A 15,214-nucleotide genomic window follows, 5' to 3' on the forward strand; every position below is an offset into this window, starting at 1 on the left:
AATTTCATTCAGTTTTTGTCTAGAGAATGGTAATATAAAATTATATTTCTATTATTGCGAACTTTACAAAAATTAAGAATAATTCTATACTATACCATCATATAGTATTTTTCAAAGATACATTTGTTTTTCTCAAGTGAACAAGGAGGTACAGCTAAATGAAAGAATTAAATATAGCATTACTTGGTTTAGGTACGGTCGGATCAGGTGTTGTTAAAATTATCGAAGAGAATAGGCAACAAATTAAGGATACACTTAATAAAGATATTGTTATCAAACATATACTTGTTAGGGATAAGTCAAAAAAGCGACCGCTAAATATTAGCCAATATCACTTAACTGACGATGTTAATGAAATTTTAGAAGATGATTCTATTGATATTGTCGTTGAAGTAATGGGTGGTATCGAACCAACAGTTGATTGGCTTCGTACTGCATTGAAAAATAAAAGGCATGTTATTACGGCAAATAAAGATTTATTGGCTGTACATTTAAAATTGTTGGAAGATTTAGCCGAAACTAATGGCGTTGCATTAAAATTCGAAGCAAGTGTAGCAGGTGGAATTCCGATTGTGAATGCAATCAATAATGGATTAAATGCTAATAACATTTCAAAATTTATGGGTATTCTGAATGGAACATCAAATTTCATTCTTTCAAAAATGACTCAAGACCAAACATCATTTGAAGATGCTCTTGAAGAAGCAAAGCGTCTCGGTTTTGCAGAAGCGGATCCTACTGATGACGTTGATGGTATTGATGCCGCTAGAAAAGTTGTTATTACATCTTATTTATCATTTAATCAGGTAATTAAGTTAAATGAGGTTAAATTAAAAGGTATTAGAGAAACAACATTATCTGATATTAATGCAGCTAAATCTTTAGGATATAAAATCAAATTAATTGGTAAAGGTACATATAGTAATGGAAAGGTTAATGCATCAGTCGAACCGACGTTAATCGATGAAAATCATCAACTTGCTGCAGTTGAAAATGAATATAATGCAATATACGTTATCGGTGATGCTGTAGGGGACACAATGTTTTATGGTAAAGGTGCAGGAAGTTTAGCTACAGGTAGCGCAGTTGTTAGTGATTTACTAAATGTAGCATTATTCTTTGAGTCGAATTTACATACACTACCGCCTCATTTTGAATTGAAAACAGAAGAAACTAGAGAAATGATGGATAATGATAAAGCAGTGTTAAAACAAGAAAAACTTAACTTCTATGTTGTTCTTAAAGCACAACACAATTCTGAAGAAAAGTTAGAAAATGAGCTCAAAGCACATTTACCGTTCCATAAATCATTGAAAATAACTAAAAGAGACGGAGATACATTTGCAACGGTTATTATAGGGTTAGATCAATCACCAGAACAACTATTAAATGACGCAGGATTTGAAGTAAGTAAAATTTATCCTGTAGAAGGGGTTTAATTTTTATGAAAAGATGGCAAGGATTAGTTAAAGAATTCGATACGTATTTACCGGTAAATGAAAACACACCTCATTTAACATTGAACGAAGGAAACACACCTTTAATTTATTGTGAAAACATGTCTGAAATGTTAGGTATAGAATTATATGTAAAATATGAAGGTGCAAATCCTACTGGTTCTTTTAAAGATAGAGGAATGGTAATGGCTGTAACTAAAGCCAAAGAACAAGGTAAAAAAATCGTGATTTGTGCTTCAACAGGTAATACATCTGCATCTGCAGCGGCTTATGCAGCAAGAGCTGGTTTAAAAGCAATTGTTGTAATTCCAGAAGGTAAAATTGCTTTAGGGAAATTATCTCAAGCTGTTATGTATGGTGCAGAAATTGTTTCTATAGAAGGCAACTTTGATGAAGCCTTAGAAATTGTTAAAGAAATCGCTAAAAATGGAGATATTGAACTAGTTAATTCTGTGAATCCATTCAGAATTGAAGGTCAAAAAACAGGTGCCTTTGAATTAGTAGAACAATTAGACGGTCAAGCACCAGATATTTTAGCCATTCCAGTAGGTAATGCAGGAAATATTACAGCTTATTGGAAAGGTTTCAAAGAATATCATGATAAAAAGGGCAGTCAACTTCCACAATTATTTGGTTTCCAAGCTGAAGGTGCATCACCAATTGTTCAAAATAAAGTGATTAAAAATCCAGAAACAGTAGCGACTGCCATTCGTATCGGTAACCCTGCTAGTTGGGATAAAGCTACTAATGCATTACAAGAATCTCAAGGTTTAATTGACAGTGTTACAGATGAAGAGATATTAGAGGCATATCAAATGATGACTTCTAAAGAAGGTGTGTTTAGTGAACCAGCAAGTAATGCATCTATAGCAGGACTTATTAAACTTCACCGTGCTGGACGGTTGCCTAAAGGTAAAAAAGTAGTCGCTGTTCTAACTGGAAATGGATTAAAAGATCCTGATACTGCCATTTCTTTATTAGATAATCCTATTCAACCACTTCCAAACGATAAAGAAAGTATCATTAAATATATTAAAGGGGCACTTTAAAATGGAAGCAATATTAAAGTTGAAAATTCCCGCTTCAACAGCAAATTTAGGCGTTGGTTTTGACTCAATTGGTATGGCTTTAGATAAGTATCTGTATATGGATATAAAAGAGACTCAAGGTGATCAATGGGAATTTAACTACTTTAATGAAGAATTAGAGACTTTACCTAAAGATAATTCAAATTACATCTATAAAGTTGCACAATTAGTTGCTAAAAAATATCAAGTTGAATTGCCAGCTTTAAATATTGATATGAGAAGTGATATACCTTTAGCAAGAGGTTTAGGTTCTTCAGCTTCAGCATTAGTAGGTGCGCTATATATTGCTAATCATTTTGGTAATATTCAACTATCACAATATGAATTACTTCAATTAGCGACTGAAATAGAAGGTCATCCTGATAATGTTGCACCTACAATTTATGGAGGTTTAATATCTGGTTATTACAACTCAGAATCAAAAGTAACAGATGTTGCTCGAATAGATGTACCTAAGGTAGATGTTATATTAACGATTCCTCCTTATGAACTCAAAACTGAAGAATCACGTAAAGCATTACCAGAAACATTTTCTCATGCTAATGCTGTCAAAAATAGCGCGATAAGTAATACAATGATTTGTGCGTTGATACAACACAAATATGATTTAGCTGGAAAAATGATGGAACAAGATGGTTTTCATGAACCATATAGACAGCATTTAATTCCAGAATTTGAAAAGATTAGAAATATTTCTAAAGCACACCATGCATATGCAACCGTAATTAGTGGAGCTGGACCGACTGTACTAACTTTGAGCCCTATGGAACATAGTGGTGAAATAGTAAGAACGTTAAAGAATGAAATGTCGCATTGTATTTCAGAGTTAGTAACGATAAATGAGGTTGGTGTAATTGAAGAAGTAGTGTACCAATAAGCTCGTTTTGATGTAAAATATAGATAAGTCATTGAAAGGAGATTCGGAATAATATGAGCAAATATAGAGTAGTTGTTATGGATATGGATGACACACTAATGAATAGTGAGAATAAGGTATCTCCAGAAACACAATCTTATCTTATCGACATTCAAGACAAAGGTTACAAAGTTGTATTAGCATCCGGACGACCAACAGAAGGTATGATTCCCGTTGCGAGAACTTTAAAATTAAATGAACATGAAAGTTATATTATTAGTTATAATGGTGGTAAAACAATTAACATGATTTCTGAAAAGGTAGAAGTAAGTAAAACCGTTTCGAAAGAGAACTTCGATGAAATTGTCGATTACTGTAGAGAAAAAGGGTTTTTAGTATTAACTTATGATGATGGACATATTATTTATGATGGTGAACATGAATATATGAATATTGAATCTGAACTTACTGGACTGCCTATGAAACGTGTTGATGATATTAAATCATATATTACACATGGTGTACCAAAAGTAATGGGTGTTGATTATGTTGGTAATATTACTGAAGCACGTATTGATTTAAATGGTTATTTCAATGAAGAAATTGACGTTACGACTAGTAAACCATTCTTCTTAGAATTTATGGCAAGAGACGTTTCAAAAGGGAACGCAATTACTGCTTTATGTGAAAAATTAGATATACCACTTGAGGAAGTTATCGCATTTGGCGACAGTCTAAATGACCAATCTATGTTAGATGTTGTAGGATATGCTGTTGCAATGGGTAATGCAAGTGACGAGTTAAAAGAAAAAGCGGATGAAGTCACATTAAATAATGATTCGAATGGTATACCACATACTCTAAAAAAACTATTATAATGTAAATAAATAGACTTAGGTATTTTTAAGGATAATTAAATAGCATTAAATAATGAATGCTATCAACCTAATACAAGTAAAGATACCTAAGTCTATTTTTGTCTATTGAATTTATTTAGCTGTGTGAGTCCAATCTTTTTTTCCTCTATAGCGCTTAACATGTGCATAAACTTGATCTGCTGCATAGTCAAGGTTAGTATATACAGTTATAGTAAAAGCTGATTGGTTATCTTGAAATTTTTCCTCTAAATATACTTCTTTAAGATGTGTGAACAAGTTACTCATTTGGTCATGATTTAAACTTGGGTATTCTCTTAATGTATTTTTTACTAATTGACCATTCTTTTCCTCTAAAGCTTGAACAACAATTACGAAACGTTCATCACTTTTAATCACATCATCGAACAAATTTGTTTGACCAATCATTTTAACCACCTCTAAGCCTTATTTCTTAATTTTATTATACATGATTACGAGCGCTCAGAAAATAAAGATTAACTAGGAATTAATTGTAATTTATTGATTATTGTATAGAAAATTTAAATAAAAATACCTTCCAATTAAAAACCTATAAATCGGCTTGAATTGAAAGGTATAAAATATTTAAACTATAGATATATTAACTATTCATTTTTAAAGATATGAGAACTTAAATCCATATTTTCAAGTTTTACAAATTTAGTTTTCTTAATGAGTTTATGGACAATGAAAATAATTGCCAAAATAATGAGTGGTGTAAAGTTTCGAATAACACTTATCCAATCTCCTGAAACAATACTTCCAAATGAACTACCAAATAATAAAAATAGTAAAGTTGCTATAACTATAATTGGGCCAAATGGATAAAATGGAGCTTTATAAGGTAACAACTCATTAATGTTTTTACCTTGCTTTTTAATTGCACTGCGTACTCTAATTTGTGCCCAGATACTTGATCCCCAAACGACGATGACCATTGAGCCAATAATATTTAATAAATTGAATACCGCATTCGAATTAAAATTAGCATATATAACTACTGCTACAACTAAAATATAAGTAGTTAAAATGGCTCTAATTGGTAATTTCGTTGTTTTATTTAATGTTTTAAAGAATTGAGGTGCTTGTTTATCTACACTTAACGAATAAAGCATTCGACTTGTAGTATAAATACCTGAATTTGCTGCTGATAGTAGTGACGTTAGTATTACAGCATTAATAACTGAAGCTGCAAAGGCGATACCAATTTTATCAAATACAATCGTAAATGGACTTTGTGTTACAGATTGGCTTTCGTTTAATAGCAATGGATCAGTATATGGGATTATAGCGGCAATAACTGCTATAGATAATACATAGAATAATAAAATTCTCCAAAATACTTGCTTAATTGCTTTAGGCATGGATTTACTAGGATCACTAGATTCTCCAGCAGTAACTGCGACCACTTCAGTCCCACCAACAGAAAAGCCAGCAACTAATAAAACACTTAAAATACCAGAAATACCACCAACAAAAGGTGCTTGTCCTTTAGTATAATTTTCAAAGCCATATGTATGGCCGCCTAAAATACCAAAAATCATTAATAATCCCAATATAATAAATACAATAATAGTAACTACTTTGATGAGAGATAACCAAAATTCAGTTTCACCAAAAGCTTTTACTGAAAAGATATTTAAAAGTAAGAGTAGCGTTATAAAAATTAGGCTCCAAGTTAATGGGCTAAAGAAATTGAAAACATCCCAAAATTTTAAAACATTAGAAGCTACAATAACATCTACACTAGTTACGAGTGTCCACATTCCCCAGTATAACCATCCCATGGTAAAACCTAGTGACGGATCAATAAATCTAGATGAATAAGAACTAAAAGAACCAGATACCGGGTAGAAGGTAGCTAATTCTCCAATTGATGACATTAAGAAATAAAGCATAATCCCAATTAATAAGTAGGCTAGTATAGCACCACCAGGTCCTGCTTCAGAAATGACACTACCAGTAGCGACGAATAATCCTGTTCCAATGGCGCCACCGATAGCAATCATGGTTATGTGTCTGGAGGTTAAACCTCTTTTCATATTATTATCTTCCATATACTGTCTCCCATCTATTTTAAATATATCCATCATTTTAAGTCTTTTGAACCTAGTATTCAATACTAATTAGCACTTTAAAGTGAAAAAACAACAAATTTTCTGATAATTCTAAATAAAATGAGTAGTTTTAGTTTCTTTTTTTGAGGGAATACTTTATAATAGATATTAAATTATAATTATTCTAATTTATGTGGAGGGGATATACACATGTCCAAACAAGATGGAAAATTAACAGGTTTATTTGGAGCACCTGTATCAGATAGAGAAAATAGCATGACAGCTGGCCCACGTGGACCATTAATGATGCAAGATATATACTTTTTAGAACAAATGTCTCACTTTGATCGTGAAGTTATTCCAGAAAGACGTATGCATGCAAAAGGATCAGGCGCATTTGGTACTTTTACTGTAACGAATGATATTACTAAATACACAAGTGCTAAAATCTTCTCAGAAGTAGGTAAACAAACTGAAATGTTCGCAAGATTTTCTACAGTTTCAGGAGAAAGAGGCGCAGCAGATGCTGAACGTGATATTCGTGGATTTGCTTTAAAATTCTACACTGAAGAAGGTAACTGGGATCTAGTAGGGAACAATACACCTGTATTCTTCTTTAGAGATCCTAAATTATTTGTAAGTTTAAACAGAGCAGTTAAAAGAGATCCTAGAACAAATATGAGAAGTGCACAAAATAACTGGGACTTTTGGACAGGATTACCTGAATCATTACATCAAGTTACAATTTTAATGTCTGATAGAGGTATTCCAAAAGATTTACGTCATATGCATGGTTTCGGTTCTCATACTTATTCAATGTATAACGATAAAGGCGAACGTGTATGGGTTAAATATCACTTCAGAAGTCAACAAGGTATTGAAAACTTATCTGATGATGAAGCGGCTAACATAATTGCTACAGATCGTGATTCATCTCAACGTGATTTATTTAATGCCATTGAAAATGGAGACTATCCAAAATGGAAAATGTATATCCAAGTGATGACTGAAGAACAAGCTAAAAATCATAAAGATAATCCATTCGATTTAACTAAAGTTTGGTACCACGGCGATTATCCTTTAATCGAAGTTGGAGAATTTGAACTTAACCGTAATCCTAATAACTATTTCCAAGATGTAGAACAAGCTGCATTTGCGCCAACTAACATTGTACCTGGTTTAGACTTCTCGCCAGATAAAATGTTACAAGGACGTTTATTCTCTTATGGAGATGCTCAACGCTATAGATTAGGCGTAAACCATTGGCAAATTCCTGTTAACCAACCTAAAGGTGTAGGCATTGAAAACTTATGTCCATTTAGTCGTGACGGTCAGATGCGTATTTTAGACGATAACCAAGGTGGAGGACCTCACTATTATCCAAATAATCAAGGCGTATATGATTCTCAACCAGAATTCAAAAAACCAGCTTTCCCTGTAGATGGTGATGGTTACGAATATAATCAAAGACAAGATGATGATAATTACTTCGAACAACCTGGTAAATTATTTAGATTACAATCTGATGAAGCGAAAGAACGTATTTTTACAAATACAGCGAACGCTATGGATGGTGTTACTGAAGATGTAAAACGTCGTCATATCCGTCATTGTTATAAAGCTGATCCTGATTATGGTAAAGGTGTAGCGAAAGCATTAGGTATTGATATTAATACAGTTGATTTAGAAGGCGAACAAGACGAAACTTACGAAAATTTTAATAAATAAAATTGAAGATTGCGCACATAACAAATTTATGATAAAATTTTAAATCGTAAGTATTCCTAATTAGAAAGGGTGTTTAACGTGCGCGTAAATATCACATTAGCATGCACAGAGTGTGGCGATCGTAACTATATCACTACAAAAAACAAAAGAAATAATCCTGAGCGTATTGAAATGAAAAAATACTGCCCTAGATTAAATAAATATACGTTACATCGTGAAACAAAATAAATCTTATCTTTCAAATACGACAATTTGAAATGGCTTAAGGGACCTTTTTCTTTAGGAAAAGGTCTCTTTTTTTTACGAGTAAATGTCATTTTTAAACAGAAATATGTTTGCTATAGAACTTTTAGATTTGCAAATTGAGATAATCGTGTTAATATATATAAAACGTAATTATTACGATTTGTAAAAAGAGAGGTAATGGAAATGGCTAAAAAATCTAAGATTGCAAAAGAACAAAAAAGACAAGAACTAGTAGATAAATATTTTGAATTAAGAAAAGAATTGAAAGCTAAAGGTGATTATGAAGCATTAAAAAAATTACCACGTGATTCTTCACCAACACGTTTAACTCGCAGATGTAAAGTGACAGGAAGACCAAGAGGCGTATTACGAAAATTTGAAATGTCACGTATTGCTTTTAGAGAACATGCACATAAAGGTCAAATACCAGGTGTTAAAAAATCTAGTTGGTAAAACTAGTCCTAAAGTCCATTTACAAGAACAATAAAACAATGTACAGTTAATAAGGATAATGAATTTCTGGATAAAACAACTGATAAAACTATGATTATTCGGATTTTAGCTATTTATCCTAATATTATTGTTTTTAAAAAGGGGCTATTTAATTAATATGAAAATATTTGATTATGAAGACATACAACTAATACCAAACAAATGTATTGTTGAAAGTAGATCAGAATGCGATACATCGATAAAATTTGGTCCTCGTACCTTTAAACTTCCAGTAGTACCAGCTAATATGCAAACAGTAATGAATGAAGAATTAGCTCAATGGTTTGCTGAAAATGATTATTTTTATATCATGCACCGTTTTAATGAAGCAGCTAGAATTCCGTTTATCAATAAAATGCAACAAAATAATCTATTTGCATCCATATCAGTTGGCGTAAAGAAATCAGAATTTGACTTTATTGAGCAGTTATCAAATGAAAATTTAACACCCGAGTATATTACTATTGATATCGCTCATGGTCATTCAGATTCAGTAATTAATATGATTAAACAAATCAAAACGAACCTACCTAATTCTTTTGTTATAGCAGGAAACGTAGGAACACCTGAAGGCGTAAGAGAATTAGAAAATGCTGGTGCTGACGCTACAAAAGTTGGTATCGGTCCAGGACGTGTATGTATTACTAAAATAAAAACTGGGTTTGGTACAGGTGGTTGGCAATTATCTGCACTTAATTTATGTAGTAAAGCAGCTAGAAAACCCATCATAGCAGATGGCGGATTACGTACACACGGTGATATCGCTAAGTCTATTCGATTTGGTGCTTCTATGGTAATGATAGGATCACTATTTGCAGCACATGAAGAATCTCCTGGAGAAACTGTTGAATTAGAAGGTAAGCGATATAAAGAATATTTTGGTAGTGCGTCAGAATTCCAAAAAGGTGAACATAAAAATGTTGAAGGTAAAAAAATGTTTGTTGAACATAAAGGTTCATTAAAAGACACTTTAAAAGAGATGCAACAAGATTTACAAAGTTCTATTTCTTATGCAGGTGGCAAAGATTTGAAATCTCTTCGAACAGTGGATTATGTCATTGTTAGAAATTCAATTTTTAATGGGGATAGAGATTAATATCATACGGTAGGTGGCTAAAATTAAAAGATTTCTAGTATTTTTTATATTCTTCTTGTGTCTCGTTATTTTCTTACCATTAAATGAGTTCAAATTTACAGAGCATTTACAACAAGAAGTTAGAGAGCAAGTTGATCAATGGGCATATGGTAATTCAAATGAAGAAGACTTAAGCTTAGATGTTCCTGACAAACAAGAATTTGCGATTAATAATATTCAAATGAATATGACAAAAAAAGACGTTGAGGATAAATTAGGTAAAGAAAAACGCATAACTACCAATGAATACGGTACACATTGGTATACGTATTATGATAATGATTATAATCAATTCATAATGATTAGTTATATTAAAAATCGTGTCAATGGCATGTATACGAATCAAAATTTAATATCTTCACAGTCTAAAATTAAATATGCTACACCTAAAAAGGCAGTTCGAGATCGTTTAGGTAAACCTATAGAAGAAATAAGTAAAGGTAACAAACGTTTTGAAGTTAAAAATGACGAGTACGATATTTTCCATAAAAATCACATTTACACAACAGTATTTTACGATAAACATGAAAAAAATGGCGTAACAGCTTTATATCAAGTGAGTGAAGCTATGGAAAATAGATTACAAGAACAATATGGTGCACCTTCCAAATCATTAGAAAAGAGTTTTGAATTACAAAATTTTGACATCGTAAATGCTGAACGTAAACAACATCAATTACCAACTTTAAAATATTCAGCTTCAGTTTCTAATACTGCTAGAAAGCATAGTCAAGATATGGCGGACAATAACTACTTTGATCATACAGATTTAAAAGGGAAATCACCTTTTGATCGTTTGAAAGATGATCATCATGATTTTAGTTCTGCTGGTGAAAATTTAGCGTATGGACAACAAAGTAGTATATTTGCACATGAAGGATTAATGAATTCATTAGGTCATCGAAAAAATATTTTAAATGATAGCTTTTCTACTTTAGGCGTAGGTGTTGATTTTAATGATCGTCGACAACCGTATTGGACAGAAAATTATACTGGTTAATCGTTTAGAGTTAATCATCTTTGGGTAATAATTAGTTGTAAGGAAGTAGATAGAATGTCAACTAAATCAAAACAACAACCTGATATCTTAGATAAAGTAAAAGAAGTTTTAAAAAAGAATCAAAATAAAAAGGATTAGGCAATCGCCTAATCCTTTTATTATTTATAGGGGGTTATGAGCATAAAATATGATTACATTTCTCTATATAAACCGATAACTTTACCAACTACTATGACATTGTCTAAATAAATTGGATCCATTGTGCTATTTTCAGGTTGCAATCTATAACGATTTTTTTCTTTGTAGAATCGTTTAACTGTAGCCTCATCATCTTCTGTCATAGCAACAATAATATCTCCATTTTCAGCAATTGTTTGACTACGAACAATTACTTTATCTCCATCTAGAATACCTGCTTCAATCATACTATCACCTACAACATTTAATATGAAAATATCACTGTTATGTGTAGATGTTAAATGTTCGGGTAGTGGGAAATACTCTTCAATATTTTCGACTGCTGTAATTGGAATTCCGGCCGTTACTTTACCTATAACAGGAACGTGAATCGTTTCTTCCATATTAATATTGTCGCCTAATTGTTCGCTAACAATTTCAATTGCTCTTGGTTTAGTAGGGTCTCGTCTAATGTAACCTTTTTCTTCTAATCTTGATAAATGACCATGAACAGTCGAACTCGAAGCTAATCCTACAGCCTCTCCGATTTCTCGAACACTCGGTGGATACCCTTTTGATTGAACAATATGTTTAATGTAATCATATATTTCACTTTGTCTTTTCGTTAACTCTCTCATATATAGGCACTCCCTAATTTTATTTGATTATATTATAGCATCTACATAAACAAAAAACAAACGTTTGTTCGTTAAAGTGTTGACATGGAACATATGTTCTGTTAAATTAATAATACAAACAAACGTTCTAGGAGTGAGATGCAATGTTAACAAAACAAACAAAAACATTTTTAACTTATATATCAGTATTTTTAATATCTTGTCTTATTTTTCTAGTATTTTTCTTAAGCGTTAACCAAAATGAGCATTCAGAACAAACGTACGAAATGACAGACCATGAAATACATCAAAACGTTAATCATAATACTAATCAATCTTTAAATAAACAAGATGATAGCGAACAAAATTCAGGATCAGTGTTCGCATCAATTAACTAATATCATATTTAATAGTTTATGTGAGCGTAACGATTTGGTTACGCTCCTTTTTTTGTTATATTTTACAAAAGGTATATACACAGAATAAATCCATTTTACTTATTGAAATAATATGTAGTAGGTTATTTTCTAACAAATTATCAATTTAAACGATTAACAAACGAAAGTAGGAGCTAAAATGTCTAATAATTTAAATATTGATAGAATTAATGAATTAGCTAAAAAGAAAAAAGAAAAAGGTTTGACCAATGAAGAAGCAAAAGAACAATCTAAATTAAGAAAACAGTATCTTGATTCATTTAGAAAAGGGTTCAAACAACAACTTGAAAGTACTAAGGTCATTGATCCTAAGGGAAATGATGTTACTCCTGAGAAATTAAAACAAATTCAACGACAAAATAAAGAAAAATAGAATGCTAATTACTGAATTTTAAATATAGATTAATATGGAAAATTAAAAATTTTTCAGATTTTTCTTTATGAATTTATATTAAAATAAGTTATAATTGGCATTAAGTATTATTATTAGAAGGGAAGAATATATAATGTTCAATAAAGAAGATCAATTAGCAATCGATACAATTCGTGCATTAAGTATCGATACAATAGAAAAGGCCAATTCAGGTCACCCAGGTTTACCAATGGGAGCAGCACCAATGGCTTACACACTATGGACAAGACACCTAAATTTCAACCCACAATCTAAAGACTATTTCAATAGAGACAGATTTGTATTATCTGCAGGTCATGGTTCTGCTTTATTATATAGTTTATTACACGTTTCTGGTAGTTTAGAAATGGATGAACTAAAACAATTTAGACAATGGGATTCTAAAACTCCAGGTCACCCTGAATTCAGACACACTGATGGTGTAGAAGTGACAACAGGACCTCTTGGTCAAGGATTTGCAATGTCAGTCGGAATGGCTTTAGCTGAAAGTCATTTAGCTGGTAAATTTAACAAAGATAACTATAATGTTGTAGATCATTATACTTATGTTCTAGCTTCTGATGGGGATTTAATGGAAGGTATTTCTCATGAGGCTGCATCATTTGCAGGTCATAATCAATTAGATAAATTAATCGTATTATATGATTCAAATGATATTTCATTAGATGGAGATTTAGATAAAGCATTCTCTGAAAATACTAAATCTCGTTTCGAATCATATGGTTGGAACTACATTTTTGTTAAAGATGGTAATGATTTAGAAGAAATTGATAATGCAATTAATAAAGCTAAATCTCAGCAAGGTCCAACAATCATTGAAGTTAAAACTGTAATTGGTTATGGCGCGCCTAATAAATCAGGTACAAATGGCGTTCATGGTGCTCCTCTAGGCGACGAAGAACGTAAATTAACTTTAGAAGCTTATGGATTAGATCCTGAAAAGAGATTTAATGTACCACAAGAAGTTTACGACATTTTCAATTCAACAATGTTAAAACGTGCTAATGAAAATGAAGAAAATTGGAAAAATAAAGTTGAAGAGTATAGTAAAGCTTATCCTGAATTAGCGGAAGAATTTAAATTAGCTGTAAGTGGTAAATTACCTCAAGATTACAGAGAAGCTTTACCTAAATTTGATGCAGATCATAATGCAGCTTCACGTGCAGATTCTGGTGAAGTTATTCAAGCGTTAAGTAAACATGTACCTTCATTCTTTGGTGGTTCAGCTGACTTAGCTGGTTCAAATAAATCAAATGTTAAAGAAGCTAAAGATTATGATAAAAATAATCGTGACGGTAAAAATATTTGGTTTGGTGTTCGTGAATTTGGAATGGGCGCTGCTGTTAATGGTATGGCTGCACATGGAGGTTTACATCCATATGGTGCAACATTCTTCGTATTCAGTGACTACCTAAAACCAGCTTTACGTTTATCTGCAATTATGGGATTAAATTCAACATTTGTATTTACACATGATTCCATCGCAGTTGGTGAAGATGGTCCAACACACGAACCAATTGAACAATTAGCTGGATTACGTGCAATTCCAAATATGAATGTGATTCGTCCTGCTGATGGTAATGAAACTAGAGTGGCTTGGGAAGTTGCTTTAGAATCAGAAGGCACTCCAACATCATTAGTACTTACACGTCAAAATTTACCTACTTTAGATGTTTCTGAAGAAACTGTAGAAGAAGGTGTACGTAAAGGTGCATATATTGTATATGAATCTAAAGAAACTCCTGAATATCTATTATTAGCAACTGGTTCTGAAGTAAGCTTAGCAGTAGAGGCTGCAAAAGACTTAGATGCTCAAGGTAAAGGTGTTAGAGTTGTTTCTATGCCAAACTGGTTCGCATTCGAACAACAATCTGAAGAATATAAAGAATCTGTTATTCCTTCAAATATTACTAAACGTGTTGCTATTGAAATGGCTTCAACACTTGGTTGGCATAAATATGTTGGAACACAAGGTAAAGTTATTGGTATCGATGGCTTTGGTGCAAGTGCTCCTGGCGATTTAGTAGTTGAAAAATATGGATTTACTAAAGAAAATGTTTTAAACCAAATTCGTGAATTTTAGTTAATCAATAATTTAAACTCAAATAAACTGCTAGTTAAGCTTATGCGAAACTAGCAGTTTTTAAATGTTAACTTTAATATTCAAAAGTACATTTAATATATATTGAAAATTTGTTATTATTTTTGATGTGCGTTATTTTAAGATACAAATTTGTCTTGAAATAAATATTTGAATCTAGTAAAATTCATTAGGATAAAGAAAGTGGGTGAAACAATGGCAATTTGGTTAGCAATTATTTTAATTATAATAGCATTAATCGCAGGTTTAGCTGGTGGTTTCTTCTTAGCAAGAAAATATATGATGGATTATTTGAAAAAAAACCCACCTATTAATGAAGAAATGCTACGTATGATGATGATGCAAATGGGTCAAAAACCTTCTCAAAAGAAAATCAATCAAATGATGACTATGATGAACAAAAATATGGACCAAGGCATGAAAGGTCAAAAAAAATAAGATAAATATTAGTGGGGATTAAGTCAATGTTAACGTTGATTTAATCCCTTTTTTTATGGAGAATGAGAAAACAAGTT

The 15,214-nt window shown here is 31.7% G+C and carries 16 protein-coding genes; 13 read left to right on the forward strand and 3 right to left on the reverse strand.

Annotated elements, in window-relative coordinates:
- Nucleotides 1-158: 158 nt before the first annotated feature.
- Genes GVY01_RS04140 through GVY01_RS04155 form a run of 4 tightly spaced genes read left to right on the forward strand, consistent with a single transcriptional unit; the run spans nucleotide 159 to nucleotide 4,279 of the window.
- Nucleotides 159-1,439, forward strand: a complete 1,281-nt coding sequence (locus GVY01_RS04140; protein WP_017637348.1) for a homoserine dehydrogenase — start codon at nucleotides 159-161, stop codon at nucleotides 1,437-1,439.
- Between the two features lie 5 nt (nucleotides 1,440-1,444).
- On the forward strand, nucleotides 1,445-2,506 hold the full coding sequence (gene thrC / locus GVY01_RS04145; RefSeq protein ID WP_017637349.1) for a threonine synthase: 1,062 nt from the start codon (nucleotides 1,445-1,447) through the stop codon (nucleotides 2,504-2,506).
- A gap of 1 nt (nucleotide 2,507) precedes the next feature.
- Nucleotides 2,508-3,422 carry a homoserine kinase gene (gene thrB, locus GVY01_RS04150; RefSeq protein ID WP_017637350.1) on the forward strand — a complete coding sequence of 305 codons (915 nt, stop codon included), beginning with the start codon at nucleotides 2,508-2,510 and terminating at the stop codon, nucleotides 3,420-3,422.
- Between the two features lie 53 nt (nucleotides 3,423-3,475).
- Nucleotides 3,476-4,279, forward strand: a complete 804-nt coding sequence (locus GVY01_RS04155; RefSeq protein ID WP_017637351.1) for a Cof-type HAD-IIB family hydrolase — start codon at nucleotides 3,476-3,478, stop codon at nucleotides 4,277-4,279.
- A 111-nt stretch (nucleotides 4,280-4,390) separates the two neighbouring features.
- Here the strand turns inward: GVY01_RS04155 and GVY01_RS04160 are convergent, their stop codons facing one another.
- Together GVY01_RS04160 and GVY01_RS04165 are read right to left on the reverse strand one after the other, a co-directional pair.
- On the reverse strand, nucleotides 4,391-4,705 hold the full coding sequence (locus GVY01_RS04160; RefSeq protein WP_017637352.1) for a hypothetical protein: 315 nt from the start codon (nucleotides 4,703-4,705) through the stop codon (nucleotides 4,391-4,393).
- A 197-nt stretch (nucleotides 4,706-4,902) separates the two neighbouring features.
- Nucleotides 4,903-6,354: an amino acid permease gene (locus GVY01_RS04165; RefSeq protein ID WP_017637353.1), complete on the reverse strand. Its 1,452-nt coding sequence runs from the start codon at nucleotides 6,352-6,354 to the stop codon at nucleotides 4,903-4,905.
- A 210-nt stretch (nucleotides 6,355-6,564) separates the two neighbouring features.
- Between GVY01_RS04165 and GVY01_RS04170 the strand changes: the two genes are divergently transcribed.
- From GVY01_RS04170 to GVY01_RS04190, 5 genes are all read left to right on the forward strand, one after another.
- A complete protein-coding gene (locus tag GVY01_RS04170; RefSeq protein ID WP_017637354.1) occupies nucleotides 6,565-8,082 on the forward strand; it encodes a catalase in 1,518 nt (505 codons plus the stop codon).
- 78 nt (nucleotides 8,083-8,160) lie between these two features.
- Nucleotides 8,161-8,310 carry a 50S ribosomal protein L33 gene (gene rpmG, locus GVY01_RS04175; protein WP_001831295.1) on the forward strand — a complete coding sequence of 50 codons (150 nt, stop codon included), beginning with the start codon at nucleotides 8,161-8,163 and terminating at the stop codon, nucleotides 8,308-8,310.
- A gap of 201 nt (nucleotides 8,311-8,511) precedes the next feature.
- On the forward strand, nucleotides 8,512-8,781 hold the full coding sequence (gene rpsN, locus GVY01_RS04180) for a 30S ribosomal protein S14 (RefSeq protein WP_017637355.1): 270 nt from the start codon (nucleotides 8,512-8,514) through the stop codon (nucleotides 8,779-8,781).
- 157 nt (nucleotides 8,782-8,938) lie between these two features.
- Nucleotides 8,939-9,916: a GMP reductase gene (gene guaC / locus GVY01_RS04185; protein ID WP_159333651.1), complete on the forward strand. Its 978-nt coding sequence runs from the start codon at nucleotides 8,939-8,941 to the stop codon at nucleotides 9,914-9,916.
- A gap of 13 nt (nucleotides 9,917-9,929) precedes the next feature.
- The gene (locus GVY01_RS04190; RefSeq protein ID WP_108168347.1) at nucleotides 9,930-10,955 is read left to right on the forward strand and encodes a CAP domain-containing protein; all 1,026 of its coding nucleotides are present in this window, start codon (nucleotides 9,930-9,932) and stop codon (nucleotides 10,953-10,955) included.
- A 191-nt stretch (nucleotides 10,956-11,146) separates the two neighbouring features.
- Here GVY01_RS04190 and lexA read toward each other — a convergent pair whose 3' ends face one another.
- A complete protein-coding gene (lexA, locus tag GVY01_RS04195; protein WP_017637358.1) occupies nucleotides 11,147-11,770 on the reverse strand; it encodes a transcriptional repressor LexA in 624 nt (207 codons plus the stop codon).
- A 143-nt stretch (nucleotides 11,771-11,913) separates the two neighbouring features.
- Here lexA and sosA point away from each other — a divergent pair, with 143 nt between their 5' ends.
- The 4 genes from sosA to GVY01_RS04215 all read left to right on the forward strand — a co-directional run bounded on the left by sosA (nucleotide 11,914) and on the right by GVY01_RS04215 (nucleotide 15,137).
- Nucleotides 11,914-12,147 carry a DNA damage-induced cell division inhibitor SosA gene (gene sosA, locus GVY01_RS04200; protein ID WP_017637359.1) on the forward strand — a complete coding sequence of 78 codons (234 nt, stop codon included), beginning with the start codon at nucleotides 11,914-11,916 and terminating at the stop codon, nucleotides 12,145-12,147.
- A gap of 178 nt (nucleotides 12,148-12,325) precedes the next feature.
- A complete protein-coding gene (locus tag GVY01_RS04205) occupies nucleotides 12,326-12,559 on the forward strand; it encodes a DUF896 domain-containing protein (RefSeq protein WP_017637360.1) in 234 nt (77 codons plus the stop codon).
- A 133-nt stretch (nucleotides 12,560-12,692) separates the two neighbouring features.
- Nucleotides 12,693-14,681, forward strand: a complete 1,989-nt coding sequence (gene tkt / locus GVY01_RS04210) for a transketolase (protein WP_017637361.1) — start codon at nucleotides 12,693-12,695, stop codon at nucleotides 14,679-14,681.
- Nucleotides 14,682-14,894: 213 nt separating this feature from the next.
- The gene (locus tag GVY01_RS04215) at nucleotides 14,895-15,137 is read left to right on the forward strand and encodes a YneF family protein (RefSeq protein WP_029055399.1); all 243 of its coding nucleotides are present in this window, start codon (nucleotides 14,895-14,897) and stop codon (nucleotides 15,135-15,137) included.
- Nucleotides 15,138-15,214 lie beyond the last annotated feature (77 nt).

The organism is Staphylococcus sp. 8AQ, from assembly GCF_902506595.1.
Classification (GTDB): domain Bacteria; phylum Bacillota; class Bacilli; order Staphylococcales; family Staphylococcaceae; genus Staphylococcus; species Staphylococcus pasteuri.

What these genes read in the sequence shown, in the direction of transcription:
- thrB (WP_017637350.1), top strand. Translation starts at nt 2,508, where the DNA reads ATGGAAGCAATATTAAAGTTGAAAATTCCCGCTTCAACAGCAAATTTA.
- GVY01_RS04205 (WP_017637360.1), top strand. Translation starts at nt 12,326, where the DNA reads ATGTCTAATAATTTAAATATTGATAGAATTAATGAATTAGCTAAAAAG.
- sosA (WP_017637359.1), top strand. Translation starts at nt 11,914, where the DNA reads ATGTTAACAAAACAAACAAAAACATTTTTAACTTATATATCAGTATTT.
- thrC (WP_017637349.1), top strand. Translation starts at nt 1,445, where the DNA reads ATGAAAAGATGGCAAGGATTAGTTAAAGAATTCGATACGTATTTACCG.
- lexA (WP_017637358.1), bottom strand. Translation starts at nt 11,770, where the DNA reads ATGAGAGAGTTAACGAAAAGACAAAGTGAAATATATGATTACATTAAA.
- GVY01_RS04160 (WP_017637352.1), bottom strand. Translation starts at nt 4,705, where the DNA reads ATGATTGGTCAAACAAATTTGTTCGATGATGTGATTAAAAGTGATGAA.
- guaC (WP_159333651.1), top strand. Translation starts at nt 8,939, where the DNA reads ATGAAAATATTTGATTATGAAGACATACAACTAATACCAAACAAATGT.
- GVY01_RS04165 (WP_017637353.1), bottom strand. Translation starts at nt 6,354, where the DNA reads ATGGAAGATAATAATATGAAAAGAGGTTTAACCTCCAGACACATAACC.
- GVY01_RS04140 (WP_017637348.1), top strand. Translation starts at nt 159, where the DNA reads ATGAAAGAATTAAATATAGCATTACTTGGTTTAGGTACGGTCGGATCA.
- GVY01_RS04170 (WP_017637354.1), top strand. Translation starts at nt 6,565, where the DNA reads ATGTCCAAACAAGATGGAAAATTAACAGGTTTATTTGGAGCACCTGTA.
- rpsN (WP_017637355.1), top strand. Translation starts at nt 8,512, where the DNA reads ATGGCTAAAAAATCTAAGATTGCAAAAGAACAAAAAAGACAAGAACTA.
- tkt (WP_017637361.1), top strand. Translation starts at nt 12,693, where the DNA reads ATGTTCAATAAAGAAGATCAATTAGCAATCGATACAATTCGTGCATTA.
- GVY01_RS04215 (WP_029055399.1), top strand. Translation starts at nt 14,895, where the DNA reads ATGGCAATTTGGTTAGCAATTATTTTAATTATAATAGCATTAATCGCA.
- GVY01_RS04155 (WP_017637351.1), top strand. Translation starts at nt 3,476, where the DNA reads ATGAGCAAATATAGAGTAGTTGTTATGGATATGGATGACACACTAATG.